Below are 25,329 nucleotides of genomic sequence, written 5' to 3' on the forward strand. Positions count from 1 at the left end.
AAACCGAGGGTGAGTGAGGATCATGACGACGCTGTTTCATGAGGGAAATCGGCGGCTGCAGGACGAGTTCGACAGCCGCCGGATCGCCGGTCGGCTGGAGAGCTTCGCACGCACCGAGTTCACCGCCGACGACAGGGCCTTCATCGAGAGCATGCCCTACTGCTTCCTAGCGACGGCGGACGCCGAAGGCCGTCCTGACTGCTCGTTCAAGGGCGGCATGCCGGGGTTCGTGCGCGTCACCGGCCCGGGTGAGCTCGCGTTTCCGGACTATGACGGCAACGGCATGTTCAAGAGTCTGGGCAACATCCTCGTCAATCCGGCCGTCGGCCTGCTGTTCATCGCCATACATGGCAGGCCCCAGCGCCTGCGCGTAAATGGCTTGGCAACGGTGAGCCGCGACGACCCGCTTCTCGCCGAAACGGTGGGCGCGCAGCTCATCGTTCGCGTCGCTGCGCGCGCGATCTTTCCCAACTGCCCGCGCTATGTGCCGTCGATGCAGCTTGTCGAGCCATCGATCTATGCGCCGAGGCCCGGCCGCGAACCGCCCGAGCCAGCGTGGAAGGATTTTCCCGCGTTCAAGGACGTCGTTCCCCCACGCCAGCCAACATTCAAAGGGTGAGCCCCGGAGCCGGCCGCACGCCGCGCACGCTGTGGGTGCACACCGACCGAAAGGCCGCTTCTGCCCCTTGAGTTTCCCCAGGGTTCGGTTCCGCAGTGACGGTAGGGAAATGGGCATTTCGTCGATGGCCACGGAATCGCGCTGGATGATGCCGCGCTGGTCGATCTCGTTGCCGTAGCGGTCGAGGAAAGTGACGGCGAACTCCTGCTGCGAGCGCCAGTCCTTGGACGTCTCCTCGAAGGCGGGCAGGGCGAGCGCCAGCAAAAATCCCGTTCGCACAGCACTTTACCCTCGGGAAACCCTTAGCTGCCATTGAATTCCTCTCCGCTCCGGCGCTAGGATGACGCTGGGGAATTGGGGGATTTTCGATGAACATCGTCAGGTTGGCGGCGCTCGTAGTCGTTTGGCTGGGGCTTTCGCAGGCGGCCCAGGCGCAGACGGTCAGTTGCGCGGAGATCGCGACGCTGCCGGCGGTGATATCGCAGCCCGGCGTCTACTGCCTGAAGAAGAGCTTCTCGCTGAGCATGAGCGACGGCATCGCGATCGAGGTGCTGGCCAGCAATGTCACCATCGATTTCAACGGCTTCAAGATCGGCAATCTCATGGCCGGCGAGGAAACGCTTGCGATGGGCGTCGGCGTGTTCGAGCGGCGCAATGTCGTGCTGCGCAACGGCAACTTCCGCGGCTTCATGATGACTATCGGCCTGCTCGCCTCCGACCCGGAAAGGTCTTCGGGGCATCTGGTCGAGAACATGATGATCGATTCCAGCCTGGTCTACGGCATCTTCGCCATCGGCAACGGAGTGGTGTTGCGCAACAACCAGATCGTCAACTCGGCCGATACGCGGATCAGCTCGACCAGCGTGACGCGGATGCTGGCAAAGGCCGGCGCGAGCCGCGTGAATAGTCAGCTGCGCGCGATGCGGGCGAGCCGCTCGCGGGCAAGTGCGCGGGCCAGCGCGTCCGGCGTCGCGCCGCAGATCGTCACGCCCGGCGTGGCGCCGATCATGGCGGCCGTGACCAACAGCGTGATCGAGCGAAACACGATCTCGTCGGTGCGCGCCGTGGGCGAGGCGGACGGCATCGTGGTGGTGGCCGGCCAGGGCGTGGCGGTGCGCGACAATTTCATCGCCGGCCTGCGCGCCGGCGGTTATGTCGCCGGCATCGGCGTGTCGGATTTCTCCGAAAATATCCTCCTTCAGAACAACACCATCCTGGACGGTGAGACGACCGGCGTGGACACGGTCTACGGGATCGAGTCGCTGGCCGCGGGCGGCGTCATGTGCCTCAACAACGTGATCGCCGGATTTTCCACCGCCGCCTCCTTTGGCTGCGTGCCGGCGACCTGCGATGACGGCCGCGACGATTCCTGCACGAAGCCGACGACGGGCGCGGCCGTGAGCAACGGGCGCGTGCCGGCAGGCACAAGCCTGCGGACGCGGTAGAGATGCCCCTGCCGCAGACGAGGCTGCGATAAGGCCGGCGTATCGCCACCGTGAGGCGGTAAGGCCGGGCATCTGGCCGACCACGAATGTCCGGCCGCAAGAGGCCGAAAAATGCGAGGCCTTGTTTCGAACACCGTTTGCGCCTATATGTCGCTCATCGATCTTGCTTGTTGAACTTTCTTTCTGGCGCCTGGCGCTGTCTGCGATCTTCCTCTCTCAAAATCGATCTGAACCGTTTGCCATGCGTAGGCAGGGCAAGCCATTTGCTACGACCGATTGACAGGAAATCGTCATGAACACTGGTACCGTGAAGTTCTTCAATGCGACCAAGGGCTACGGCTTCATCGCTCCCGACAATGGCGGCTCGGACGTCTTCGTCCATATCTCCGCCGTCGAGCGCGCCGGCCTGCGCACCATCGTCGAAGGCCAGAAGCTGAGCTTCGAGGTTGTGCAGGACCGCCGCAGCGGCAAGAGCGCTGCCGAGAACCTGCAGGCCGCGTAAGGAATCGTCTTCGATCCGCGACCGCGGATATGCCGGCGCGGATCGTCGAGACGACTGGAGAGGTCGGGCCCACGCCCGGCCTTTTTGCTTTTCGGGGACAGGAAAGGAACGACGCCATGAGCGATGTCACCCAACAGAACCTGTTCCGGCCGGCCCGTTCAAAGGCCGAGTCGAAGGCAGACACGACCAACAACGCAGCCCGCGCGATCCTCGACGACGAGGCCGCCCGGCGCGAAGCCAAGACGGCGAAGCTGAGGCAGGCGCGCCTGGAGAGCGAGGCGCGGTCCGCGGCCGCCGCACCGACGCCGAAGGCAAGGAAGAAGAAGTAGCGATGAACGCTCGGTCGTGCCGCTCACGCCCGCGTATCGGGATCTCCCCCGACGCCGCCGGAGCGGCTCGCGCCGTTCCGGCCTAGCCCTGTCCCGATTTCGGCGCGGGACCCTTTCCCGTCATGGCGCTGAGGATCGCCGCTTCGAGGTCGGCCTGCCAGAAAGGCTTCGCCAGGCGCGGCAGCTCGTCGGACATGCCGGGCGTCCGCTCGGCATAGCCGGTCGCGAGGATGATCGGAACCTCCGGCCGAATCGCCCTCAGTTCCCGCGCAAGTTCGGTCCCCGTCATCTTCGGCATGGCGTGGTCGGTCATGACGAGATCGAACTGCCCCTCCCTGAACAGGTCCAGCGCCTCGGCGGCGGAACTCGCCTCCACGACCTGGTGGCCAAGATCCTCGAGCATGGCAACGGAATTCATCAGGACGAGAACGTCGTCGTCGACGCACAGGACGCGCAGGGCCTTATGCTGCCGGCCGGTTTCGACCGGCGCCGGAACAACATTCTCCTCTGCCGCAAGCGGGGCGGCGCCGCCCGCGGGCAGCCAGATCTCGGCGGTCGTTCCGACCCCCGGACGGCTGGCAAGCCTGAGTGTTCCGCCGGACTGTTCCGCCAACCCCTTGACCATGGACAGGCCGAGCCCCGTGCCCTTGCCGACACCCTTGGTCGTGAAGAACGGTTCGGCAGCCTTCTTGAGCGTTTCTTCGTCCATGCCTTCGCCCGTATCCGTGATCGAGATGCAGACATAGCGGCCGGGCTTGAGGTCGCCGGTCGGTTGCGAAAGCACCTCTTCACGACCCCCGATCATGATCGATCCCGATCCCGGCATCGCATCGCGTGCATTGACGGCAAGATTGAGCAGCGCGGATTCGAGCTGATACGGGTCGGTAACGACGGCCGGGAGGCTCGGCGGGAAGCTCGTCTCGATGCTGAACATCGGACCGAGCGACCGCTGCAGCAGCTCGGTCATGCCGGCCACCAGCCTTTCCGCGTCGACGTCCTGGATGTTGAGGTCCTGGCGGCGGGCAAAGGCGAGCATGCGCTGGGTGAGCGCGCTGCCGCGCTGTGCGCCCTGGACGGCATTGTCCACCAGCCTGAGCAGCGCCGGGTCGTCGGGCAGGCGTCGACGCAACAGTTCGAGGCTGCCGAGAACCGCCATGAGCAGGTTGTTGAAGTCGTGCGCGATACCGCCCGTGAGGTTGCCGATCGCCTCCATCTTTTGCGCCTGGCGAAGCTGTTCCTCGGCCAGGGTTCTCTCGGCCACCGCGGCGCGGACCCTTTCCTCCAGCGTCGAATTCAGCGACTGCAGCGCCTGCTCGGCGCGTCGCCTCTCCTGAAGCTCTCGTTCGACAGATTCAAGAAGCCTTGCGTTGTCCAGGGCGCTCGCCGCGTGGCCTGCGATGCCGAGGATGGCCTGTTCGTGGACCTCCGTGAAACGGCGGGGCTCGGCATGGCCGAAGAACAGGCCTCCCAGCACTTCGCCCGTGCGCGACACCACCGGAACCGCCAGGTAGGAACGGACGGGAAGATGGCCCTCGGGCATTCCCTTGTTCGGCGCGTTTCGGCCATAGCGGGGATCGAGAAGAATATCGTCCGAGCGGACGACGCCTTCGCCCTCGAATGTCGGCCTGAACACGTGCGTGGCGCGCGGCATCGGATAGCCCGCGAAGGCGTCGCGCGATGCGCCGGACAGGGCATAAAGCATGTAGCTGTCGCCTGCCTCGTCGACGACGTTGTAGAAGAAGGCGCCGAACTGTGCACCGGTGAGTTCGACACCCGCATCCGTGACCGTCTGCACGATGCTGGCAAGATCTCGGTCCGCGGCCACAGCCGCGCCGGTGTCGTTGAGGAGTTGCAGGCGCATCTCGGCACCCTTGCGCGCCGTGATGTCGTGCACCGCGCCGACGAAACGGACGGCCTTGCCATTGTGGAACTCGGCGCTGCCGGTCGCCGCGATCCAGCGCAGCACGCCGTCCTCAATGCCGACGGTGCGGTACTCGATGTCGAACGGGTGAGGGTCGCTCGCGGAGAGTGCAATCCGCACCGCTTGGTCGGCCCGCTGTCGGTCGTCGGGGTGGAGACCTGCAAGGAAGCTGCCTTCGTAGGTGACATGCGCGTCGGGCGGCAGGCCGAACAATTGTTTGCAGCGCTCGTCCCATCGCAGCGCGCCCGTTTGCGGGTCAAAGTCCCAGGTTCCGATCGAGGCCGCGGCGGTGGCAAGCCGCAGCCGCTCCGCCGCATCCCGGGACGCCTGGTCGGAACGGACCCGCTCGACATGAGCCCAGGAACGTTCGGTGACTTCGCGCAACAGCGAAAGCTCCCCGTTGCTCCAGTGATGAGGACCCTTGTGGTGGATCGCCATGAGGGCGGTGAGACGGCCTTCTTTCACCAGCGGCATGCAGATGGTCGAGCCGATGCCGATGGCCTGGAAGGTCGCGGCTTCTTCGGGGGCAAGCTCCTTCAGGTTGTCGTTGACGATCAACGGAAGACCTCGGCCCAGGACATCGACGGCCTTGCGGCCGAAATCGGCGAGGCTGTAGTAGCCGACGATGCTGGGCGAGCCGGGCGCGCTCCAGTCCCCGCGGATGGTGAAGTGATCCTGATCCGCCTCCATGTCGGCATAGGCGCAGATCGCGACGCCGAGATGCTGCCCAAGCATGCGTGTGGTCGTCGCAAGGATGGCGTCGGCATCGAGGCTCGCCGAGGTCTCGAGCGCAAGCTCGTCCAGAAACCGCAGCCGGGTCTCGCTTTCCCGCAGCGCGTCCTCCGCGGCGCGTTGCTCTGTGACGTCGTTGCAGCAGCCGACGAAATTGATGAACGTGCCGTCTGCCGCGATCTGGGGCACCCCCGTTTCCTCGAACGTGCGCCACTCGCCGTCGCGACGCCTGATCCGGTAGGTCAGGCGGAAGGGCTCGCATGCGGCGAAGCTACGGTCGTAGGCCGCAAGAACCTCCTCCCGGTCGTCGGGATGAACATTATCAAGCCAGCCCTCGCCGAGTTCGGCCGAGAGCGGGCGGCCGGTGAAATCGAGCCACGGCTGGTTGAACCACGTGCAGCCATAGGAGGAATCGGAAATCCACATATAGGTGGGTGCCGCGTCGGCGATGTTGCGGAAGCGATCCTCGCTTTCCCTGAGCTTGCGATCGGCCGCAACGCGCTCGGTGGTCTCGACCACGATGGCCATGACCCCGATCGGCTCCCCGAGTTCCCCCAGAACGGGGGAATAGTCGAGATCCATAAAAACCTGCTCGGGGGCACCGTCGCGCCGGTAGAGCGTCAGTTCCTGGTCGCGATAGGACAGGACATCGCCCCGACCCAGAACCACCTTCATCACATTGTCGTTGAAGTCGGCGACCTCGGGCCATCCCTCCCGCACGGCGGAGCCGAGCAGCGACGGGTGCCGTTCGCCTGCGAAGCGCGAATAGGGGTCGTTATAGATCATCGTTCCCCGCTCGCCCCAAAGAGTGACGATCGGAACCGGCGAACGCAGTATCGCTCCAACGATGGTCTTCAGAGGAGACGGCCAGATGTCGATCGGCCCGAGCGGTGTGGCGGTCCAGTCATAATCGCGGATCAGCGCCGCCATGAGGCCGCCCCCCGCCAGGAACCCGTATCCTGAAGTCGCGATGTTCACATTCCACCCCAAGACGAACGCACGGCGAAGGAAGAATGTGGGGAGAAACAAATGGTTGCGGCGGGGTGCCGGATTTATTGCCGGTCAAGTGCCAAGGTAGCGGCTAGTGGGCAAGATGGACTTCGTCGCAATGCTGGTAGATGCCGACCGTGTCTCGCTTCAAAGCGTTCGATCGGATTGCAATGAACGGCGACAGCGCTTTCGCGGCAGGTATCGTCCGTGGCATATTCCTCACCGTGCGGGCTTCGTACAAAATGATAGGAAAATATCCCTTGACGCCGTAACGGTGGTCTGGTAGGGTTTCGTCATCGTCGGAAGTGTGCCTCTCAAGCTCCTTTTCGGAGTGGGGTGCCCCAGCGGTTTTCATTTCATGACATCGTCGGAGCATTGGATGGGCCGCGGGATCAGCGAGGCGCAGTGGCTTGCCGCGCGCGAGCTCTCGGAAGGCCAGCCCCCGACCAGGGTGCGGGTGGCGGCCGTGCTGGGCGTCGACAATTCCCACGTCTATTCCCGTTCTTCCGCCGAGGGCTGGAAGACGATCGACCATCGCAACCAGGAGATCCGCGGCCTTTATCGCGAGGTCCAGACGATCGCCGCTGCCCTGTCGGGGCGCGAGCCGCCGGAGGAGGAGGTCGCGAACATGCCGCCTCCAGACGCCAAGGGGAAGGAGGCGGTGCGACCGGGCGGACCGCCGCCTCCCACCGGCGCGCCGGCGGACCCGGCCGCGATGCGGGCGAACGTGCCGGAACCGGCGATGGGCTCGGACGCCGGGGAACGTGCCGCGCGCGACCCTGCAGCAGGACCCGCTCCGGCGGTTGCCGTGCCCGATTGGGACAGGATGGACCCGGTCGAGCTGCTCGCCAATGCCAGCGGCTTCGTCGCGCGGCAGGTCGGCCGGCTGATCGAGAATGCCGACCGACGCGGCGGGCGGCTGGACAAGGCGCAGGTCGAAGGGCTCGCGGCGCTCGGCAAGATGATGGACCGCTGGGAGGCTCTGGCGGCCGAACGGACGAAGGACAACAAGAAGAAGAGCGATGAGAAACTCGCCGACGTATTCAAGAGAATTGACCGCCGCATTGTCGAACTCGCTGTCGAAGGCGCCGAGTTCCTCGACCAGCGGCGCCGGCGAGGACGAGGCGCGACGCGTCGACGCGGAGTGGCTGATGCGGGGTCGCCCGGCGCAGATACCGATCTGGCGCAGCCTGCTTCCTGATCCGCCCGAGACCTGGCTGGTCGTCGGCGGGCGCGGTGCGGGCAAGACGCTTCTGGGCGCCGAATGGGTCAATGGGCTCGTGCGCGGCTTCCCGCCTTATTCGCGACGGCCGAAATACCGGAACATCGCGCTGGTGGGCGAGACGCTGGCCGACGTGCGCGAGGTGATGATCGACGGCCCGTCGGGGATCCGGACCGTCGCGCGCGGCTCGCGGCCGCGCTTCGAGGCGACCCGACGACGGTTGGTGTGGGACAACGGCGCGGTGGCGCAGGCGTTCTCGTCGGAGGATCCGGACAGCCTGCGCGGGCCGCAGTTCGACGCGGCCTGGTGCGACGAGTTCGCCAAGTGGAAGAATTTGCAGGCGACTTGGGACATGCTGCAGTTCGGGCTTCGGCTTGGCGAACCGCTGCAACTGATCACCACCACGCCGCGGCCGGTGAAGCTCTTGAAACAGCTGATGGCGCATGAGCGGGTGCATGTGACGCAGATGCGCACGGCCGACAATGCGCAGAACCTGGCGGCCGGCTTTCTCGCCGCGGTGAAGGAGCGCTACGGCAAAACGCGGCTGGGCCGCCAGGAACTGGACGGCGAGCTGGTCGAGGACCGCGACGACGCGCTGTGGTCGCGGGCGCGGATCGAGGCCGAGACCGCGCCGGCCGGCGAGCTGCGGCGCATCGTGGTGGCGGTGGATCCGCCGGCCTCGGCGACCAAGCGCTCGGACGCCTGCGGCATCGTGGCGGCGGGGCTGGAGGCGGACGGGCGCGCCGTGGTGCTGGCGGATGCAAGTGCCGCCGGTCTTTCGCCGCTCGAATGGGCGGGCAGGGCGGTGGCGCTGTATCACCGCCTCGGCGCCGACTGTATCGTCGCCGAGACCAACCAGGGCGGCGACATGGTCGGCACGGTGATCGCGCAGGTGGACCCGGCCGTGCCGGTCAGGCCGGTGCGCGCCAGCCGCGGCAAGTGGCTGCGCGCCGAGCCGGTGGCGGCCCTCTACGGACAGAGCAAGGTGCGGCACGCGGAGCGTTTCGCGGCACTGGAGGACGAGATGTGCGACTTCGGCCCGGACGGCCTCGCCAACGGCCGCTCGCCTGATCGCGTCGACGCGCTGGTCTGGGCGGTGACGGAACTGATGCTGCGGCAGCGGGCGGAGCCGCGGGTGAGGGGGATGGGGTAGGGGAATAGGCAGTAGGCAGTAGGCAGTAGGAGAATTACGAACCGCTTGGTTAGGCCGCAATATAAGCGAAACAGCGATAGTTGGGCTCATGAAGTCCGCACCTACTGCCTACTGCCTACTCCGCTCACCATTCCACTTTAACAAACTCCAAGGAGGAGCCTCGATGGCTTGGACCTGGCCGTTCGCCGGGCGCGGACGCGTGCGCCTTTCAGAGACGCAGGAGAGGCGCGAGCCGGTCGCGTTGCGAGCAGCTTCGACTCAAGTGGCGGCGACCAAGGCGGCGACCGGCTTCGTCGCGCTGCACATGCAGGGCGAGGCGGCGTGGACCAGGCGCGATTATGCCGGGCTGGCGCGGCAGGGCTACATGATGAACCCGGTCGCGCATCGCTGCGTGCGGCTGGTGGCGGAGGCGGTCGGGGCGGCGCCGCTGGTGCTCTACCAGGGCACGCAGGAGCTGGAGCGGCATCCGGCGCTGGATCTGCTCGCCGCGCCCAATCCGCGCCAGACGGGTGCCGCCTTCATGGAGGCGCTGGCCGGCCATCTGCTGATCTCGGGCAACGCCTATGTCGAGATGGCCGAGGCCAGCGAGGATGCGCGGGAGCTGCATCTGCTGCGGCCGGACCGGGTAAGTGTGGTGGAGGACGCCAATGGCTGGCCGGTGGCGCTCGACTACCGGACGGGCAGGGCGAAGCGACGCATCGCGCTGGGCGAGGCGGCGCTGCACCTAGCGTTGTTCCATCCGCTCGACGACCATTACGGCTTCCCGCCGCTGGAGGCGGCGCTGACCGCGCTCGACCTGCACAATGCGGCGGGGCGCTGGAACAAGGCGCTGCTCGACAATTCGGCCCGGCCCTCCGGCGCGCTGGTCTATGCGCCGAAGGAGGGGGGCAACATGACCGACGAGCAGTTCGACCGGCTGAAGGTCGAGCTGGAGCAGACCTATTCGGGCGCGGCCCATGCCGGGCGGCCGATGGTGCTTGACGGCGGCCTCGACTGGAAGGCGATGGGGCTGACGCCGAAGGACATGGATTTCCTCGAAGCGCGCAACGGCGCCGCCCGCGACATCGCGCTCGCCTTCGGCGTGCCGCCGATGCTGCTCGGCATTCCGGGCGACAACACCTATGCCAATTACCAGGAGGCCAACCGCGCCTTCTACCGCCTGACCGTGCTTCCGATGGTCGGCCGGATCGCGGACGCGTTTTCGCAATTCCTGTCGGCCCGCTTCGGCGAGGAGCTTCGGCTCTGGTACGACGCCGACGGGATTGAGGGTCTCTCGCTGGAGCGCGAGGCGCTGTGGCGCCGGCTGCAGGCGGCGGACTTCCTCACCGACGACGAGAAGCGGGAGGCGGTGGGGTATGGGAGGAGGCAGTAGGCAGTAGGCAGTAGGCAGTAGGCAGTAGGGAAGAGGATCCCTCCATGCCTGGTCGCCGGCTGCGATGACCGCCTAAGCCCTACTGCCTACTGCCTCCCGAAGGGATCATCCAACATGACGGATCTGTCGAACACGACCTGGCTGTGGGTCGCGAAGGGCCTTGGCGCGGTGGCGGGGTCGGCGATCTCGATCGCCTATGTGCTGCCGAAGGGGCGCCGCGAGGCGGCGATCCGCTTTGCAGTGGGCGTCGTCGCGGGGCTCGCCTTCGGCGGCGCGGCCGGCATCAAGATCGCGGCGGAGCTCGAGATCGCCGACCGGCTGGGGCCGGTCGAGACGACACTGATGGGCTCGGCGGCCGCGAGCCTTTGCGCCTGGTGGGCCGTGGGGCTCGTCTCGCGCCGTCTGGCGCGGAAGCCGGCGGACGCGGCGCGCGACTGATCGCGGGCACCCGCGTGCCGGCACGGAGCCGGAGAGTACAATCACAAGGAGAGCGAGATGACGGTGGAGCCGGCGCGCCGGCCTGTCGAGCGCAAGTTCGCGGGCGTGGTGCTGGAGGATGTCGAGGCCGACGGCGCCTTTTCGGGCTATGCCAGCCTGTTCGGCAAGGTGGACCTGTCGCGCGACGCGGTGGAGCCGGGCGCCTTCCTGCGCTCGCTGAGACGGCGCGGGCCGGAGAGCGTGCGGATGCTGTTCCAGCACGATCCGAACCAGCCGATCGGCAGGTGGACGACGATCCGCGAGGACGCGCGCGGGCTCTACGTGCGCGGCCGGCTGACGCCGGGCGTGGCGCGGTCGCGCGAGGTGCTGGCGCTGATGCGGTCCGGCGCGCTCGACGGGCTGTCGATCGGCTTCCGCACCGTGCGGGCGCGAAAGGATGCCGGCACCGGCGTGCGGCGCATCCTCGAGGCGGATTTGTGGGAAATCTCGGTCGTGACCTTCCCGATGCTGCCGGAGGCGCGGATCGACCGCGTCAAGGGAACCGGCCCGGCGGGCATCACGCGGATGCGCCGGGACATCGTGCGGCAGCTACGCGGCGAGGCCGCGGCACTGAGACAGGCAGGGCTGGCGAAGCGGTTCCGCCAGGCAGCGCAGACACTCCAGACAGAAGAAGAGGACAGGTTCGCATGAGCAACGACACGCATGCGCCCGAGGTGAAGGGCGCCGACATTTCCGAGGCCTTCGGCGAGTTCATGAGCGCCTTCGAGGCATTTCGGGAGGCCAATGACGAGCGGATCGCGCAGATCGAGACCCGTTTCGGCGAAGACACCGTGACGGCCGAAAAGGTGGACCGCATCGGCAAGGCGCTCGACGAGCAGAAGCGGGCGATGGACCAGCTGCTGCTGCGCAAGGCGCGGCCGGCGCTCGGTCGCGAGGCGGGCGGGCGCGTTGCGAGCGAGCATAAGGAGGCCTTCGAGGCCTATGTGCGGCGCGGCGACGAGCGCGGCCTGCAGGCGGTGGACATCAAGGCGATGTCCTATGGCTCAGGCCCCGACGGCGGCTATCTGGTGCCGGAGGAGACCGAGACCGAGATCGGCAAGCGGCTGGCGAACCTGTCGCCGATCCGCTCGATCGCCTCGGTGCGGCAGGTGTCGACCGCCGTGCTGAAGAAGCCGTTCGCGGTGTCCGGCCCGTCGTCGGGCTGGGTGGCGGAGACGGCGTCGCGGCCGCAGACCAACACGGCGACGCTGTCGGAGCTGTCGTTCCCTGCGATGGAGATCTACGCCATGCCGGCGGCGACCGCCTCGCTGCTGGAGGATAGCGCGGTCGATCTCGACCAGTGGATCGCCAGCGAAGTGGAAGCGGCCTTCGCCGAGCAGGAGGGCACTGCCTTCGTCACCGGCAACGGCACCAACAAGCCGAAGGGTTTCCTCGACTATACGGCGGTCGCGGACGGCTCGTGGAGCTGGGGCAACCTCGGCTATGTCGCGACCGGCGTCGACGGGGCATTGCCGGCGTCCCACCCCTCCGACAAGCTGATCGACCTGATCTACAGCCTGCGGGCGGGCTACCGGCAAAACGCGGTGTTCGTGATGAACCGCAAGGTGCAGGCCTCGATCCGCAAGCTGAAGGATGCCGACGGCAACTATCTCTGGCAGCCGCCGGCGGGCCCCGGCGCGCGGGCGATGCTGATGGGCTTCCCGCTCGTCGAGGCCGAGGACATGCCGGACGCGGCGGCGGATTCGCTGTCGATCGCCTTCGGTGATTTCGGCCGCGGCTACCTGGTGGTCGACCGCACCGGCGTGCGCGTGCTGCGCGATCCCTATTCCGCCAAGCCCTACGTGCTGTTCTACACCACCAAGCGCGTCGGCGGCGGGGTGCAGGACTTCAACGCGATCAAGCTGATGAAGTTCGGGGAGGCATAAACCGGCGCCGCCCGGCCGACTGGACTCGGCTGGATGCGCTTCCGGTGCTCGCGGACCTAAATGTCCGCTGCGCTCCGGTTCTCTCCAGCCGGCCCATTCGACTCGCCGGCCCCGGTTTCTGTCCTCCCCGAAATCAGTTGCGAGCAACCCGGAGCACTCATGACCCTTTATCGAACCGTGGATCCCGCGGGCGAGCCGGTGACGCTCGCCGAGGCGAAGGCGCAGTTGCGTGTCGCGCATGACAGCGAGGACGTGCTGATTGCGGGCCTGATCCGGGCGGCGCGGGCCGAGGTCGAGGCGCAGACGGGGATGGCGCTGATCGACCAGTCCTGGCGGCTGTCGATGGACGACTGGCCGCACGATGGACTGGTGCGGCTGCGCCGGCATCCGGTGAAGGAAATACTGTCGGTCACCGTCTATGGCGAGGAAGGCGAGGCGGCGGTGCTCGATCCCGGCAGCTACGAGGCGGACCTGGCGAGCCGGCCGGCAAGGCTGCATTTCACATCGCCGCCAGCACCGGAGCGACGGCTGAACGGCATCGAGGTCGATTTCACGGCCGGCTTCGGCGAGGCAGGGACCGACGTGCCGGACCTTTTGAAACGCGCCGTCTTGATGCTGGTGGCGCACTGGTATGAGTTCCGCGCCGCCTATGGCGCGGCGGACCAGCCGGTGTCGATCCCCGCCGGCTTCGACCGGCTGATCTCGACCTATCGGACGGGGCGGCTGTGATGCGGGTCGACCCTGGAGAACTGCGCACGGAACTCGTGCTGGAGGAGGCTTCACGGACGCCGGACGGCGCGGGCGGGTTCACGGAAAGCTGGACCCAGATCGCGACTGTGTTCGCGCGGCTGCAGGCGATCGTCGCGCGGGAGAAGTTCGGCGCTGACCAGACGATCGAGGAGGTGACGCATCGCGTGACGATCCGCCATCGCCCGGACGTCGCGAGCGGGATGCGCTTCGTCATGGGAGACCGGATCCTGTCGGTCCTGACAGTGCACGATCCCGACGAGACGGGGCGCTATCTCGTCTGCCGGACCAGGGAGCAGGGCCGATGAAGGTTGCGCTCGGACTGACCGTGGACGGACTGATCCGCGCGCTGCGGGGGCGCGGGCAAGCTCTGGCGGAAACGATGGAGGTTCGCTACCGTCGCGAGGCTCATGTTCCGCGCAAGCCGAAGCGGGCTAACTCCGTACGACGGATCGAGGGGAGGGATCGCGATGACGTCGCCGGCCGTTGACCTGCAGAGGGCGATCCATGCGCTGCTGACGGCGGACGCCGCGCTGGTGGCGCGGCTGGGCGGGCAGAAGGTGTTCGACGCCACGCCGCCCAATGCGGCCTTTCCCTATGTCAGCTTCGGCCGCACCTCGATCTACGACTGGAGCACCGGAACCGAGAGCGGCACGGAGCAGCTCTTCACCATCCATGTCTGGTCGAAGGCCAAGGGCAAGACCGAGACGCTGGAGATCATGGAGACGATCCGCCAGCTGATCGACGCCGCGCCGAAGGAACTCGACGGGCACGCGCTGGTGAACATGACGCTTGAATTCGCCGAGGCCCGCTACGACGAGGACCTGTCGGTGCACCACGGCCTGCTGCGCTTTCGCGCGGTGACGGAGCCGGTGGGGTAGGGGCGAAACTGCGCCTCATCTTCCAGGGACCTGCCAATTTCAGCGTTCCGGAGCGGCTATTTATGCCGCGCCGAGGAACGAGATAACCGCCTGCGCCTGATCGCCCCAGACGTCTGATACGGCGACGGCGTCTTCACCGTCGCACAACCACCTATCCACCTTAGACATGAAATGGAGCACCCCATGCCCGGTGATATGCTTGCGTCTGTTTATGATCCAACAAATGTCGCCGCAGACGCATTTGACCGAGACAACCACTACGGCCCCGTCATTTGGCCCGTCTCCTCCCGCGCCGATATCTATGCGCTCGACACGACGGCCATCACGACCGTCAACCTAACTGAACGGGGGCGTGTCGGGCTGTTTGTCTGGACCGCAGGCAACTTCACGTCGCTTGTCGCGGCCGATCCGATGGAGGGTATCTACGTCCCTTCGTCTAGCGTGGCGACTTCGTCCGGTTGCTGGGTGCGTCAGCGGGATACGCTAGTCGTCAAGGCAGAATGGTGCGGCGTCAAGGCGGACTTCAATACCACATCTCGCACGGGCACAGATGACACAGCCGCATTCCTTGCGGCATTCAACCTCGCAAACACGGTTGCTCGCGGCTATCTCGAAGTTGGGCCGGGCGTGATGGCAGTGACCTCCGTCCTGCTCAAGACGGTGTCGGGCGTCCCCAGCTTCATAACCTTCAAAGGCACGCGCATCTACGGCATCGCGACCACAGCGCAGGACGCGATCGTCATCCTTGAGGACTACCGCCACTTCAACATCAAGGATCTCGATATTGTATCGGATGGGGGAAGCGCTTCCGCTCTGTTCCACCATAACTACGGGTGCGCCCTCCAGCTCCGATCCGTCATCGCCAACGCCACCCCGACACAGTTTGGGACTATTGACGGCCTGCTCATGTCTGCCATCAAGAATGGTCTTGTCATCGGCAATCTTTATGGACAGGCGGCACAGGCGGCCATCGCACAGTCGGAGATATTCATCCGAAATGCCCGGACGATCGGCGTCATGCGACCGTTCTACATGAACGCGCTCAACTCCATCGTCACCACAACCGGGTGTGTTTGGCTTGTGCAGCAGAGCGGATCACATTCGTCATGGTGGGTGAACGCGGACACATGGAACGTTCGATGCGACGAGGGCAGCTTTCAGAGCATCGGCGACGAGTTCCAGAACGCACTCACCGTGGGCTACATGCTCTACGGCAAGGGGATGACGCTCGTCCAGCCTCAGTGGGAGTGCGGCAATTCCAGCTACCTCAATGGGTCGTGCTCGATTTCGCAGAACTCCGGCGGGTTCGTCGCGGGGCTCCAGGGTCCGCTGTTCGTGGTGGCGCCGGGGACTACCGGGACGCTCTCCATTGACCAAGCATACTTCCGCCGAGTGACAGAGTCGCAGTGGCTGGCCGGAGTGGCGGTTGCCAGCAATGTCAACCTCGTGGAAGCCGACGAGGCTCCTGACTTTGAAATAATGCTGTCAAACAGCAAGTTCCGCGAGTTCCGGTTTGATCCCAACAACGCTCCAACCAAAGCGTTCGTTCGTGGTGGTCGCCTCTCCGCCTCCAATGTCATCCTTGAGAACCACAGTTCCTTTGCATCCTACCGCTTCAAAGGCGGGCACGGCCCCATCATCACCGGAGCTGATGTCAGTGGAGCATCCATGTCCGCGACGGCCGACCTCAGCACGCCCAAGGGTGGATGGGCGCTCACTGGGCTGACGGGCGGCAATTTTCACCGCAGCACAGACAGTCCTCCACCGGGCCACACTCTGTATATTGCCATCGAAAGCGTTGGCACGGCTGGCTCGATCGCCACACCGGGAGATACGACGGACACCCGCGTGAAGGGCGGCGAGGACTATATCCTTGACTGGTGGTGCAAGAAGATCAGCGGCGATGGAGGGCTCTACATCATCACCTCGCAGCTTACGGCAGGCGGCGCCAGCCTCGGCATCACCACGACAACCTGGTATAAGACTGGAGCCCAGATGGTCGATGAAAGCCTCGATGACTGGAACAGAACGCGATGCCCGATCAAGACCGATCCGAGGTGTGCCTACCTTCGCATCGCCGTGCAGGTCGGTGCTACAGCAATCCGCTCGGGCCTTGCCGGTTTCGTTTTGCACTAACTAGCAACACTTCCCCTGTTAGCCTGATTTTTTTGGACGTCGGGCTCACTCGACATGCCTCTGATTGTCGCGAGGCAAACCTCTGCGCCATCGAGCAGGCGCGGGCAGCAGTGTCCATCGATCGGCGCGCGGCCGGGACGCACGGCTAAGATGGTGAGGTATCGCATGGCACTCCCCGGGTTCCGGACCGGGGAGTTGGAAAGCCGTCAGCAGATGACCGCACCGGCCTTTGGGCTTTCGCCCTGGACATTGCTGACGCCTTCCCGACCAAAGTTGACGAGTGTGGGTGATGCCTGCACACGGCACCGGGGCTGAAGGAGCTTCCACGCTAGTGTGACCATGTGGGCCACGCCAGGTAAAGAGATAACCACCGGCGCAGGCCTGCGCCGGCCGGCAGATCGCCATGTTCGCTGGCCTCGTCCCGGTTCGCGGCACAAAGCCGGCCGGCGCTCGATCTGCGGCTACCGAAGACGCGTCCGACAGGCGCTCCATACGGGAACATCGGCATTCTGCGAATCCGCTCGCTGTTGAAAACTTTCTACGAACGACTTTATGAGGCAGATAAACCGGCAAAGATCGCTCTCATCGCGCTCGCCCGCTGCCTTACGGATCTTGGCAACCAAATCCACATAAGAGGAGACCTTCATGGTCGCACAGAAGGGCAAGGACCTGCTGCTGAAGCTCGACCAGAGCGGGGCGGGCAGTTTCGTCACGGTGGCGGGGCTGCGGACGAAGCGGCTCGCCTTCAACAGCGAGACGGTGGACGTGACGGATTCGGAGAGCGCGGGACGCTGGCGCGAGCTTTTGGCGGGCTCCGGCGTGCAGCGAGCCTCGCTGTCGGGCGCGGGGATCTTCAAGGACCAGGCGTCGGACGCGGCAATCCGCAGCGCGTTCTTTGCCGGCGCGATCCGCGACTGGCAGGCCGTGGTGCCGGATTTCGGAACGGTGGAAGGCCCGTTCCAGATCACCTCGCTCGAATATACCGGCGCGCATGACGGCGAGGTGACCTTCGAGATCGCGCTGGAATCGGCCGGACTGGTCGCCTTCGAGGCCGCGGCATGAGCGTGAACCGGCATCGCGGCGAGATCGCTGCCACGCTGGACGGCAGGCCGTTCAGGCTTTGCCTGACGCTTGGCGCGCTGGCCGAACTGGAAAACGCGTTCGCGGCCGAGGACCTGTCCGCGCTCGTGGCCCGTCTTTCCGCAGGACGGCTGTCGGCTTCGGACATAGTGCGCATCCTCGGCTGCGGGCTGCGCGGCGCCGGCCACGAGGTGAGCGACGAAGAGGTGCGCGCGATGCGCTGCGAGGACGGCATCGCCGGCTTCGCGCGGATCGTGGGCGAGCTTCTGACGGCGACGTTCGGCAGCGCGAAGGAGCGCCCGAACTCGGACCCTTGAGTACCGCAGCGGGCGCGCCGGCGGCCTTTCCCTGGGAGCAGGTGATGACCATCGGGCTCGGCCTGCTGCGGCTTTCGCCGAAGGATTTCTGGACGATGAGCCCGCGCGAATTCGACCGCGCGGTGCGGGTGCTGTTTCCGGCGGGAGACGGCGCGCCCGGTCGAGCGTCGTTCGAGGCGCTGATGCGCCGCTTTCCGGATGAGGAGAAAGAGGGATGGACGAAGAGGTGATCGTCTCGGTCAGGGCGGACACGGCACCGTTTGCCGACGCGCTGGCGGAGTTGGAAGGCCTGGCGGACGCGTTTGGGTCGCAGCTGACCGGCGCGCTGAAATCGGCGGTGATCGGCGGCAAGGAACTGGACGACATCCTGCGCCGGGTTGCGCTGAACCTCGCCGGCATGGCGCTGAACCAGGGCATGGCGCCGCTGCAGTCGCTGTTCGGATCGTTCTTCTCCGGCCTGCTGGGCGGGATCCTGCCCTTCGAGAAGGGCGGCGTGCCGGGGCGGGTGACCCCGTTCGCGGCCGGCGGCTTGGTCGCCGCGCCAACCTATTTCGGCATGCAGGGCGGGCTTGGCCTGATGGGCGAGGCGGGCGCTGAGGCGATCATGCCGCTGGCACGCACTGCCGACGGGCGGCTGGGCGTGGCGGCCGGCGGCGGCGCGGCCACGCAGACAATCGTGTTCAACGTGACAACGCCCGATGCCGCCTCGTTCCGCAAATCCGAGGCGCAGGTCTCCGCGATGCTGGCGCGGGCGGCGTCGCGGGGGATGAGGGGATTGTAGGGGAGCAAGGGAATAGGGGAGTAAGGCAGTAGGGCAGTAAGTGATTGTTTAGGCTGGCTGTTTGCTTCGTAGCGCGCACGCTTCCCCTACTCCCTTACTCCCCTGCCAAGGGAACAAACCACCATGACCGACCTTTTCACCTTCCACGACGTGGTGTTTCCGCTCGCGGTCTCCTTTGGCGCGACCGGCGGGCCGGAGCGGCGCAACGAGATCATCGAGCTGATGTCAGGCCGCGAGACGCGCAATGCGCGGTTTGCGCATGCAAGGCGGCGCTATGACGCCGGCACCGGGTTGCGCTCGGCGGACGACCTCTACGATGTGCTCGCCTTCTTCGAGGCGCGGCGCGGCTCGCTGCACGCGTTCCGGTTCCGAGATCCGTTCGACATGAAGTCCGGGCGGCCGGAGGCGGAGCCGACGGCGATCGACCAGCCGATCGGTGTCGGAGACGATGGGACGGCGACTTTCCAGCTCGTCAAGACCTATGGCGAGGGCGACGATGCCTATGTGCGGCCGGTGACGAAGCCGCTGGCTGGCAGCGTGCGGGTAGCGGTGGACGGCGACGAGGCGGAGGAGGGCGTGGCGTTTGCTGCCGACGCGGCGACGGGCGTCGTAATATTCCTTCCCGGCCATGTGCCGGGCGAGGGTGCAGTGGTGACGGCGGGGTTCGCGTTTCATGTGCCGGTGCGCTTCGATACCGACCGGATCGAGGCGAGCCTGGCGAGCTTTCGCGCCGGCACGGTGCCGACCATCCCGCTGGTCGAGGTGGTCGCATGAGCGGATTTTCAGAGGATTTCCTCGCGCATCTGGCGCGGGACGTGACGACGCTTTGCCACTGCTGGACGGTGGCGCGGGCGGACGGGATGGTGATTGGTTTCACCGACCATGACCGGGTGCTTACGATTGGCGGTGTCGTCTGCGAACCGCAGAGCGGCATGACCGCGACCGAGGCGCGCGACGCGATCGGGCTGGCGGGCGACGCGACCGATGTCGAGGGCGCGCTGTCGTCGGATGCGATCAGCGAGGCGGACATCGCGGCTGGCCGCTATGACGGCGCGGCGGTGACGACCTATCTCGTCAACTGGCGTGCGCCCGAACAGAACGCGGTGCTGCGCAGGGCAACGGTGGGCAAGATCACGCGCGCGGACGGCGCATTTCGCGTCGAACTGAATGGGCCGGCGGCGGCCTTGGAAAAGCGGGTGGGGCGGCACTTCCGCCGGACCTGCGACGCGCGGCTGGGTGACGGGCGCTGCGGCGTCGACCTGACGCAGGAAGGGTTTCACGGTGCTGGCGCGGTGACGGAGCGGCGAGGGGCGGAGGTCGCGGTCTCGGGGCTCGACGCCTTCGCGGTAGGCTGGTTCGCGCATGGCGAATTGACGTGGACGAGCGGTGCGCTCGAGGGGCGGGCGGCGCGGATCTCCGTGCATCGCAAGGAGGGCAGTCGCGTGACGCTGACGCTCGATGAGGGCGGCGAGGGTGTCGAGACGGGCGACGCATTCACGTTGGTCGCGGGCTGCGACAAGCGCTTCGAAACCTGTCGAACGAAATTTGCCAACCGACTCAATTTCCGCGGCTTTCCGCATATGCCGGGCAATGACGCGGCCTATGCCTATGTGACCGACGGCATCGAGTTCGACGGCGGGGCGCTGGTACCGTGAGCGCGCCGGCGGACAGGATCGTCACCGCGGCACTTGGCTGGCTCGGCACGCCCTATCGGCACCAGGGCGCGCGGAAGGGCGTGGGCTGCGACTGCCTTGGCCTGGTGCGCGGCGTGTGGCGCGAGGTCTATGGCGCGGAGACCGAGGCGCCGGGGCCCTATGCCGCCGACTGGGCGGAGACGGGCGAGGGCGACCCGCTGATGGCGGCCGCGCGCCGGCATTGCCGGGAGAAGGCGGAACGGTCCGTCGCGGCAGGCGACCTGCTGCTCTTTCGCATCCGGCCGAGACTGCCCGCCAGGCATTGCGGCATCGCGCTCGCGCCGGACCGGTTTCTCCATGCCTATCAGGGACATGCGGTGGTTTCCTCGCCGCTCGACCCGCACTGGCGCCGCAGGCTCTGCGGCACGTTTTCCTTCCCCGACCTTCGAGGCTGACCATGGCGACATTGATCCTGCAGGCCGCCGGGGCATTTCTCGGCGGCTTTTTCGGCACGACCGGCGCGGCCGTGCTGGGCGCCGCGGGATCGATGGCCGGCTACCTGATCGACCGCGCGCTGATCAATTCGACGCTGCATCGCGAGGGGCCGCGGCTGAGTGCCATGAGGCCCTTCACCGGCGAGGAGGGCGCGCCGATGGCGCGCGTCTACGGTGCCGCGCGCATCGGCGGCACGCTGATCTGGGCGACGCGGTTCGAGGAGGCGAGCCACACCGAACGCCAGGGCTTCAAGGGCGGCGCGCGGACGACGACCTATTCCTATTTCGCCAATGCCGCCTTCGGCCTTTGCGAGGGCGAGATCGCCGGCATCCGCCGCGTCTGGGCCGACGGGCGCGAGGTGGATCTGAGCGAGGTCGAGATCCGCATCCATCGCGGCGGCGAATTGCAGATGCCCGACACGCTGATCGATGCCAAGCAGGGCGAGGGCAAGACACCCGCCTATCGCGGCACGGCCTATGCGGTGCTGGAACGGTTTCCGATCGGCGACTATGGCAACCGCATCCCGCAGATGCAGTTCGAGGTGCTGCGGCCGATCGGCGATTTCGGCGCGCGGCTGCGGGCGGTGGCGCTGATTCCCGGCGCGACGGAGCACGGGCTGGCGAGCGAGCGCATCACCAAGACGATAAGGCGCGGCGAGACGGAGATCGTTAACCGGCACGTGCTGTTCGCAGAGACCGACATCGACGCCTCGCTGGACGAGCTCGCCATGCTCGCGCCGAACCTGAAGCATGTCGCGCTGGTGGTGACCTGGTTCGGCGACGACCTGCGCGCCGGCGAATGCAGCCTCTATCCGGCCGTGGTGGAGGCCGAAGGGCCGTTCCTCGGCACCGGCTGGAGCGTGAATGGCGTGAGCGCGGCCGACGCCCGGACGGTATCGCAGCATGGCGGAGGTGCGGCCTATGGCGGCACGCCGTCGGACCGTTCGGTGGTGCAGGCGATCGAGGCGATCAGGGCGCGGGGATGGGAGGTGACGCTTTATCCGTTCCTGATGATGGATGTGCCGCCCGGCAACGGGCTGCCGGACCCGCATGGCGCGACAGAGCAAGCGGCCTATCCGTGGCGCGGGCGGATCTCGTGCTTTCCGGGGCCGGAGCAGGAGGGCAGCGCGGACGTGACGGAGGCCGCGCGGGCGCAGGTCGCCGCCTTCTGCGGCGCGGCGGCGGCGGGCGATTTCGCCGATAGCGACGACACGGTGATCTTCACCGGCGAAGCGGACGACTGGGGCTATCGCCGGCTGGTGCTGCATTATGCGCATCTGGCAGTTCTTGCCGGCGGCGTCGACGCCTTCCTTATCGGCTCCGAACTGCGCGGACTGACGACATTGCGCGACGGGGCGAACGCGTTTCCCTTTGTCGAGCAGCTGGTGGCGCTTGCCGCCGATGTGCGCGGCATTCTGGGCGGTGACACCAAGATCACCTACGGCGCGGACTGGAGCGAGTATTTCGGCCACCACCTGGAGAGCGGTGACGTCTTCTTCCACCTCGACCCGCTGTGGGCGAGCGGGGACATCGACGCGGTGGGCGTCGACAACTACATGCCGCTGTCTGACTGGCGCGACGAGGATTTTTCCGGCGGCAATCCGGACGGTTTCGCCGCACCCTACGACCGCGACGGGCTACGTCGCGGCATCGCGTCCGGCGAGGGGTTCGACTGGGTCTATCCGGACGCCGAGGCAAGGCGGGCGCGGGAGCGAACGCAGATCGCGGACGGGCTGGCGGGCAAGGACTGGGTGTTTCGCTACAAGGACCTCCGTTCGTGGTGGGCGAACCCGCATTTCGACCGCATCGGCGGCGTGGAGAATGCGGCGCCGACGGCCTGGGAGCCGCAGTCCAAGCCGCTCTGGTTCACCGAACTGGGCTGTGCCGCGGTCGACAAGGGGCCGAACCAGCCGAACGTCTTTCCGGACCCGAAATCGTCGGAGAATGCGCTGCCCTATTTCTCGAATGGCGGGCGCTCCGACCTCGCGCAGCGGCGGTTCCTGGAGGCGCATCTTCGCCACTGGACGCCGGGCGGGGAGGATTTTGTCGAAACGGACAATCCTGTGTCGAACGTCTATGGCGGGCGCATGCTCGACCCGGAGCGGGTCTATGCCTGGGCCTGGGACGCGCGGCCGTTTCCGGCCTTTCCGCTGGAGCGCGAGGCGTGGCGCGACGGCGAGAACTGGCTCGCCGGCCACTGGCTGAACGGCAGGCTCGGCGCGGTCGAGATCTCCGACCTGATCGAAAGCGTCTGCGCCGGATGCGGGCTTGAGGCGGATGCGCGGGCGGCGGACGGGATGGTGGCCGGCTAGCATTGCCGCAGCCTGGCAGCGGGCGCGACGCGCTGTCGCCGCTGGTCGAGCTGTTCGACCTGGCCTTCGATGCCTCGGGCGAGACGCCGCGCTTCGCCACCATCGGTGCATCGGCAGGGGCGGCCTTCGCCATCGACGATCCGGTGTCGGCGGGCGAGGGGCGGCCGGCGATCGAGCTGACAAGGCCGCCGGACCTGGAGCTTCCGACCGAGGCGCTGCTGGGCTTCGGCGACCCGCTCGACGACTACCAGTCGGGCGCGGCGCGCGCGGCGCGCGGAGGCGGGCAGAATGTCGCCAGCCTCGACCTGCCGGGCGCGATCGAGGCGGGGCAGGCGGAGGCGCTTGCAGCGGACTGGCTGCGCCGCGCCTGGACCGGCCGCGAGACGGCGCGTTTCGCGGTGCCGGCGCGGCAGCGCACGCCGCGGCCGGGAAGCCTGGTGGCGCTGCCCGGACGCGCCGAGGGCGAGTTCGTGGTGAGCGCCATCGAGGAAGGGCTGACGCGGCAGATCGAGGCGCGGCGCATCCTGCGTCTGCCGCCTGCGCCCGACCGGGCGAGATTGCCGGCGCGGCGCGCGACAGGCAGCGCACAGCCGGGCGCGCCGCTGGCGCTGTTCCTCGATTTGCCGTCGGCGGGCGGCGAGGCGGCGCATGAACGGTTCAGGATCGCGGCCCATGCGAAGCCCTGGACGACGCAGCAGGTCTACTGCTCTCCGGAGGAGACCGGCTTCGAGCTGCGCACGACGCTGACGCGCCGCGCCACGATCGGCGAACTGACGCAGGGATTGCCGTCCGGCGTGGAGGGCAGGCTGGACGAATTCGGCGCGGTGGTCGTGCGGCTTTATGCCGGCGCGCTGTCGAGCGTGCCGCTGGCACAGATGCTGAACGGCGCGAATGTGCTGGCGATCCGCTCGGCGGCGGGGAGTTGGGAGCTCGTGCAGTTCGCCGACGCCGAGGAGATCGAGCCGGATGTCTGGCGGCTGACGCGGCTCTTGCGCGGCCAGCTCGGCACAAACGACGCGATGGTGGCGGGCGCAGCGGTAGGCGCGGACGTGGTGCTGCTGGACAGTGCCGTGCAGGCGGCGGGACTGCGCGAGGGCGAGGCGGGGCTGGAACTCTCCTGGCGGGTCGGCCCGGCCGGACGCGAGTTCGGCGCCGAGATGACGGTGACCGAGACCCATATCGGCGGCGTGCGCGCCGGCCTGCCGCTCTCGCCGGTGCATCTGACGGCGGAAAAGCAGACGGACGGCGGCTTCACCTTCAGCTGGGTGCGGCGCGGGCGGCTCGACGCGGACAGCTGGACGGGCGTCGAGATCCCGCAGGACGAGCCGTTCGAGACCTATGTGCTGCGCATCGGCGAGCCGGGCGAGGCGGCGGTGCGGCAGGTCACTGTCGGCTCGCTGTCATGGACCTATGCGGCCGCGAGCGTCGCCGCGGATTTCCCCGTGCTGCCGGACGAACTGGAACTCGACGTGCGGCAGCTCGGCCACGCGGGCGAGGGTATCGCTGGGCGGCTGACATTCGCGGCCGCCGGCTGAGCGGGCGGCCAACCGGACATGTGACGGGCCCGGATCGAACCGACTCGTTCCAACAGACCATCCCAACCAAGGAGACGACCTATGACCACGGCAAAACCCTGGTACTCTCGCGCACGATCTGGGCTTCGATCGTGGCCGTGCTGTCCGGAGGCGCGGGCTACTTTGGTATCCCGATTGGCGGAGTGGAGAACGGCGAGCTGACGGACGCAGTGCTGCAGGCGGTGTCGGCCGTGGCGGGGCTCGTGGCGATCCTGGGGAGGCTGACGGCCAAGGATCGGATCGGGTGAGGTCTGCGTCGGCATCATTCATTCCCCGTTCAGCCGATCTGCGCTAGAACGCTGGCCATGAACACGTTCTCCACCCTCAGGCGCGCCATGATCGCGCTGCTGCTCACCACCTCGGCGGCGTTCGCCGCGCCGGTGGCGGCACCTCTCGATGCGCCGGTGCTGGCACAGCCGGTCGCCGCGAATTGCAACGCGATCGCGCAGCAGATGGCGGCGCAATATGGCGGCAAGGCGCGTGCGACTCTGCAGAATCGCGGCGGCCAGCAGGTCTGTGTCGTCGTCATCGTCGTCGAAGGCAAGAACGGCCAGCGCGCGCAGCGCATCGAGCAGGTCGTCCCGGCGAATTGACGCCGGGTGCGCGAATGGCGCCGGCCGCGTCGCGGATTCGCCGGTCGGCAGGGTTGCGCGGCGGTCCGGCTTGCGAGGAGCGGCGCGAGGTCATGGCGCGGATTTCCGCCAGCCGGTTGCGTGAGGGAACAG

Annotated in this window: 27 protein-coding genes; 26 read left to right on the forward strand and 1 reads right to left on the reverse strand. The window is 67.1% G+C overall.

Annotated elements, in window-relative coordinates:
- Nucleotides 1-22: 22 nt before the first annotated feature.
- The 4 genes from LRS09_RS20065 (at nt 23) to LRS09_RS20080 (ending at nt 2,895) form a co-directional block, all read left to right on the forward strand.
- On the forward strand, nt 23-619 hold the full coding sequence (locus LRS09_RS20065; protein WP_257808644.1) for a pyridoxamine 5'-phosphate oxidase family protein: 597 nt from the start codon (nt 23-25) through the stop codon (nt 617-619).
- Nucleotides 620-987: 368 nt separating this feature from the next.
- Nucleotides 988-2,064 carry a right-handed parallel beta-helix repeat-containing protein gene (locus LRS09_RS20070; protein WP_257808645.1) on the forward strand — a complete coding sequence of 359 codons (1,077 nt, stop codon included), beginning with the start codon at nt 988-990 and terminating at the stop codon, nt 2,062-2,064.
- Nucleotides 2,065-2,356: 292 nt separating this feature from the next.
- A complete protein-coding gene (locus LRS09_RS20075) occupies nt 2,357-2,566 on the forward strand; it encodes a cold-shock protein (RefSeq protein WP_257808646.1) in 210 nt (69 codons plus the stop codon).
- A 116-nt stretch (nt 2,567-2,682) separates the two neighbouring features.
- Nucleotides 2,683-2,895, forward strand: a complete 213-nt coding sequence (locus tag LRS09_RS20080; protein WP_257808647.1) for a hypothetical protein — start codon at nt 2,683-2,685, stop codon at nt 2,893-2,895.
- Nucleotides 2,896-2,977: 82 nt separating this feature from the next.
- Here the strand turns inward: LRS09_RS20080 and LRS09_RS20085 are convergent, their stop codons facing one another.
- On the reverse strand, nt 2,978-6,478 hold the full coding sequence (locus LRS09_RS20085; RefSeq protein WP_257808648.1) for a PAS domain-containing protein: 3,501 nt from the start codon (nt 6,476-6,478) through the stop codon (nt 2,978-2,980).
- Nucleotides 6,479-6,917: 439 nt separating this feature from the next.
- Between LRS09_RS20085 and LRS09_RS20090 the strand changes: the two genes are divergently transcribed.
- From LRS09_RS20090 to LRS09_RS20195, 22 genes are all read left to right on the forward strand, one after another.
- A complete protein-coding gene (locus LRS09_RS20090) occupies nt 6,918-7,739 on the forward strand; it encodes a hypothetical protein (RefSeq protein WP_257808650.1) in 822 nt (273 codons plus the stop codon).
- Nucleotides 7,690-8,913, forward strand: a complete 1,224-nt coding sequence (locus tag LRS09_RS20095) for a DNA-packaging protein (RefSeq protein ID WP_257808651.1) — start codon at nt 7,690-7,692, stop codon at nt 8,911-8,913. The genes LRS09_RS20090 and LRS09_RS20095 overlap by 50 nt, the downstream gene beginning before the upstream one ends.
- Nucleotides 8,914-9,076: 163 nt before the next feature.
- Nucleotides 9,077-10,285: a phage portal protein gene (locus LRS09_RS20100; protein ID WP_257808653.1), complete on the forward strand. Its 1,209-nt coding sequence runs from the start codon at nt 9,077-9,079 to the stop codon at nt 10,283-10,285.
- 114 nt (nt 10,286-10,399) lie between these two features.
- The gene (locus LRS09_RS20105) at nt 10,400-10,723 is read left to right on the forward strand and encodes a DUF6107 family protein (protein WP_257808654.1); all 324 of its coding nucleotides are present in this window, start codon (nt 10,400-10,402) and stop codon (nt 10,721-10,723) included.
- A gap of 57 nt (nt 10,724-10,780) precedes the next feature.
- Nucleotides 10,781-11,413 carry an HK97 family phage prohead protease gene (locus LRS09_RS20110; protein ID WP_257808656.1) on the forward strand — a complete coding sequence of 211 codons (633 nt, stop codon included), beginning with the start codon at nt 10,781-10,783 and terminating at the stop codon, nt 11,411-11,413.
- A complete protein-coding gene (locus LRS09_RS20115) occupies nt 11,410-12,648 on the forward strand; it encodes a phage major capsid protein (RefSeq protein WP_257808658.1) in 1,239 nt (412 codons plus the stop codon). The genes LRS09_RS20110 and LRS09_RS20115 overlap by 4 nt, the downstream gene beginning before the upstream one ends.
- 159 nt (nt 12,649-12,807) lie before the next feature.
- Entirely contained in the window at nt 12,808-13,377 is a 570-nt protein-coding gene (locus tag LRS09_RS20120; RefSeq protein ID WP_257808660.1) for a head-tail connector protein, read from the forward strand.
- Nucleotides 13,377-13,703 (forward strand): phage head closure protein, encoded by a 327-nt coding sequence (locus LRS09_RS20125; RefSeq protein ID WP_257808661.1) that lies wholly within the window; start codon nt 13,377-13,379, stop codon nt 13,701-13,703. Before LRS09_RS20120 ends, LRS09_RS20125 begins: the two co-directional genes overlap by 1 nt.
- A complete protein-coding gene (locus LRS09_RS20130) occupies nt 13,700-13,885 on the forward strand; it encodes a hypothetical protein (protein ID WP_257808662.1) in 186 nt (61 codons plus the stop codon). The genes LRS09_RS20125 and LRS09_RS20130 overlap by 4 nt, the downstream gene beginning before the upstream one ends.
- Entirely contained in the window at nt 13,866-14,276 is a 411-nt protein-coding gene (locus LRS09_RS20135; protein ID WP_085464702.1) for a DUF3168 domain-containing protein, read from the forward strand. The genes LRS09_RS20130 and LRS09_RS20135 overlap by 20 nt, the downstream gene beginning before the upstream one ends.
- A gap of 183 nt (nt 14,277-14,459) precedes the next feature.
- On the forward strand, nt 14,460-16,412 hold the full coding sequence (locus LRS09_RS20140) for a hypothetical protein (protein ID WP_257808663.1): 1,953 nt from the start codon (nt 14,460-14,462) through the stop codon (nt 16,410-16,412).
- A gap of 645 nt (nt 16,413-17,057) precedes the next feature.
- Nucleotides 17,058-17,474 carry a phage major tail protein, TP901-1 family gene (locus LRS09_RS20145; protein WP_257808664.1) on the forward strand — a complete coding sequence of 139 codons (417 nt, stop codon included), beginning with the start codon at nt 17,058-17,060 and terminating at the stop codon, nt 17,472-17,474.
- Nucleotides 17,471-17,809: a gene transfer agent family protein gene (locus tag LRS09_RS20150; protein WP_257808665.1), complete on the forward strand. Its 339-nt coding sequence runs from the start codon at nt 17,471-17,473 to the stop codon at nt 17,807-17,809. The genes LRS09_RS20145 and LRS09_RS20150 overlap by 4 nt, the downstream gene beginning before the upstream one ends.
- Entirely contained in the window at nt 17,806-18,039 is a 234-nt protein-coding gene (locus tag LRS09_RS20155) for a rcc01693 family protein (protein ID WP_257808666.1), read from the forward strand. The genes LRS09_RS20150 and LRS09_RS20155 overlap by 4 nt, the downstream gene beginning before the upstream one ends.
- Nucleotides 18,024-18,590, forward strand: coding sequence for a phage tail tape measure protein (locus LRS09_RS20160; RefSeq protein WP_257808667.1), 567 nt, complete (start codon nt 18,024-18,026; stop codon nt 18,588-18,590). Before LRS09_RS20155 ends, LRS09_RS20160 begins: the two co-directional genes overlap by 16 nt.
- A 123-nt stretch (nt 18,591-18,713) precedes the next feature.
- On the forward strand, nt 18,714-19,364 hold the full coding sequence (locus tag LRS09_RS20165) for a DUF2460 domain-containing protein (RefSeq protein WP_257808668.1): 651 nt from the start codon (nt 18,714-18,716) through the stop codon (nt 19,362-19,364).
- Nucleotides 19,361-20,245 carry a DUF2163 domain-containing protein gene (locus tag LRS09_RS20170; protein ID WP_257808669.1) on the forward strand — a complete coding sequence of 295 codons (885 nt, stop codon included), beginning with the start codon at nt 19,361-19,363 and terminating at the stop codon, nt 20,243-20,245. Before LRS09_RS20165 ends, LRS09_RS20170 begins: the two co-directional genes overlap by 4 nt.
- A complete protein-coding gene (locus LRS09_RS20175; protein WP_257808670.1) occupies nt 20,242-20,679 on the forward strand; it encodes an NlpC/P60 family protein in 438 nt (145 codons plus the stop codon). The genes LRS09_RS20170 and LRS09_RS20175 overlap by 4 nt, the downstream gene beginning before the upstream one ends.
- A gap of 2 nt (nt 20,680-20,681) precedes the next feature.
- The gene (locus LRS09_RS20180; protein WP_257808671.1) at nt 20,682-23,030 is read left to right on the forward strand and encodes a glycoside hydrolase TIM-barrel-like domain-containing protein; all 2,349 of its coding nucleotides are present in this window, start codon (nt 20,682-20,684) and stop codon (nt 23,028-23,030) included.
- 2 nt (nt 23,031-23,032) lie between these two features.
- Nucleotides 23,033-24,565 carry a phage tail protein gene (locus tag LRS09_RS20185; protein ID WP_257808672.1) on the forward strand — a complete coding sequence of 511 codons (1,533 nt, stop codon included), beginning with the start codon at nt 23,033-23,035 and terminating at the stop codon, nt 24,563-24,565.
- Between the two features lie 20 nt (nt 24,566-24,585).
- Complete coding sequence (locus tag LRS09_RS20190) at nt 24,586-24,852, forward strand: hypothetical protein (protein ID WP_257808673.1); 267 nt, start codon at nt 24,586-24,588, stop codon at nt 24,850-24,852.
- Between the two features lie 57 nt (nt 24,853-24,909).
- A complete protein-coding gene (locus LRS09_RS20195; RefSeq protein WP_257808674.1) occupies nt 24,910-25,197 on the forward strand; it encodes a hypothetical protein in 288 nt (95 codons plus the stop codon).
- Nucleotides 25,198-25,329 lie beyond the last annotated feature (132 nt).

The organism is Mesorhizobium sp. J428 (assembly GCF_024699925.1).
Taxonomy (GTDB): domain Bacteria; phylum Pseudomonadota; class Alphaproteobacteria; order Rhizobiales; family Rhizobiaceae; genus Mesorhizobium_A.

Excerpts from the sequence above, each read along its gene's own strand:
- LRS09_RS20065 (WP_257808644.1), top strand. The coding sequence starts at position 23 with ATGACGACGCTGTTTCATGAGGGAAATCGGCGGCTGCAGGACGAGTTC.
- LRS09_RS20070 (WP_257808645.1), top strand. The coding sequence starts at position 988 with ATGAACATCGTCAGGTTGGCGGCGCTCGTAGTCGTTTGGCTGGGGCTT.
- LRS09_RS20075 (WP_257808646.1), top strand. The coding sequence starts at position 2,357 with ATGAACACTGGTACCGTGAAGTTCTTCAATGCGACCAAGGGCTACGGC.
- LRS09_RS20080 (WP_257808647.1), top strand. The coding sequence starts at position 2,683 with ATGAGCGATGTCACCCAACAGAACCTGTTCCGGCCGGCCCGTTCAAAG.
- LRS09_RS20085 (WP_257808648.1), bottom strand. The coding sequence starts at position 6,478 with ATGGCGGCGCTGATCCGCGATTATGACTGGACCGCCACACCGCTCGGG.
- LRS09_RS20090 (WP_257808650.1), top strand. The coding sequence starts at position 6,918 with ATGGGCCGCGGGATCAGCGAGGCGCAGTGGCTTGCCGCGCGCGAGCTC.
- LRS09_RS20095 (WP_257808651.1), top strand. The coding sequence starts at position 7,690 with ATGCGGGGTCGCCCGGCGCAGATACCGATCTGGCGCAGCCTGCTTCCT.
- LRS09_RS20100 (WP_257808653.1), top strand. The coding sequence starts at position 9,077 with ATGGCTTGGACCTGGCCGTTCGCCGGGCGCGGACGCGTGCGCCTTTCA.
- LRS09_RS20105 (WP_257808654.1), top strand. The coding sequence starts at position 10,400 with ATGACGGATCTGTCGAACACGACCTGGCTGTGGGTCGCGAAGGGCCTT.
- LRS09_RS20110 (WP_257808656.1), top strand. The coding sequence starts at position 10,781 with ATGACGGTGGAGCCGGCGCGCCGGCCTGTCGAGCGCAAGTTCGCGGGC.
- LRS09_RS20115 (WP_257808658.1), top strand. The coding sequence starts at position 11,410 with ATGAGCAACGACACGCATGCGCCCGAGGTGAAGGGCGCCGACATTTCC.
- LRS09_RS20120 (WP_257808660.1), top strand. The coding sequence starts at position 12,808 with ATGACCCTTTATCGAACCGTGGATCCCGCGGGCGAGCCGGTGACGCTC.
- LRS09_RS20125 (WP_257808661.1), top strand. The coding sequence starts at position 13,377 with ATGCGGGTCGACCCTGGAGAACTGCGCACGGAACTCGTGCTGGAGGAG.
- LRS09_RS20130 (WP_257808662.1), top strand. The coding sequence starts at position 13,700 with ATGAAGGTTGCGCTCGGACTGACCGTGGACGGACTGATCCGCGCGCTG.
- LRS09_RS20135 (WP_085464702.1), top strand. The coding sequence starts at position 13,866 with ATGACGTCGCCGGCCGTTGACCTGCAGAGGGCGATCCATGCGCTGCTG.
- LRS09_RS20140 (WP_257808663.1), top strand. The coding sequence starts at position 14,460 with ATGCCCGGTGATATGCTTGCGTCTGTTTATGATCCAACAAATGTCGCC.
- LRS09_RS20145 (WP_257808664.1), top strand. The coding sequence starts at position 17,058 with ATGGTCGCACAGAAGGGCAAGGACCTGCTGCTGAAGCTCGACCAGAGC.
- LRS09_RS20150 (WP_257808665.1), top strand. The coding sequence starts at position 17,471 with ATGAGCGTGAACCGGCATCGCGGCGAGATCGCTGCCACGCTGGACGGC.
- LRS09_RS20160 (WP_257808667.1), top strand. The coding sequence starts at position 18,024 with ATGGACGAAGAGGTGATCGTCTCGGTCAGGGCGGACACGGCACCGTTT.
- LRS09_RS20165 (WP_257808668.1), top strand. The coding sequence starts at position 18,714 with ATGACCGACCTTTTCACCTTCCACGACGTGGTGTTTCCGCTCGCGGTC.
- LRS09_RS20170 (WP_257808669.1), top strand. The coding sequence starts at position 19,361 with ATGAGCGGATTTTCAGAGGATTTCCTCGCGCATCTGGCGCGGGACGTG.
- LRS09_RS20180 (WP_257808671.1), top strand. The coding sequence starts at position 20,682 with ATGGCGACATTGATCCTGCAGGCCGCCGGGGCATTTCTCGGCGGCTTT.
- LRS09_RS20195 (WP_257808674.1), top strand. The coding sequence starts at position 24,910 with ATGAACACGTTCTCCACCCTCAGGCGCGCCATGATCGCGCTGCTGCTC.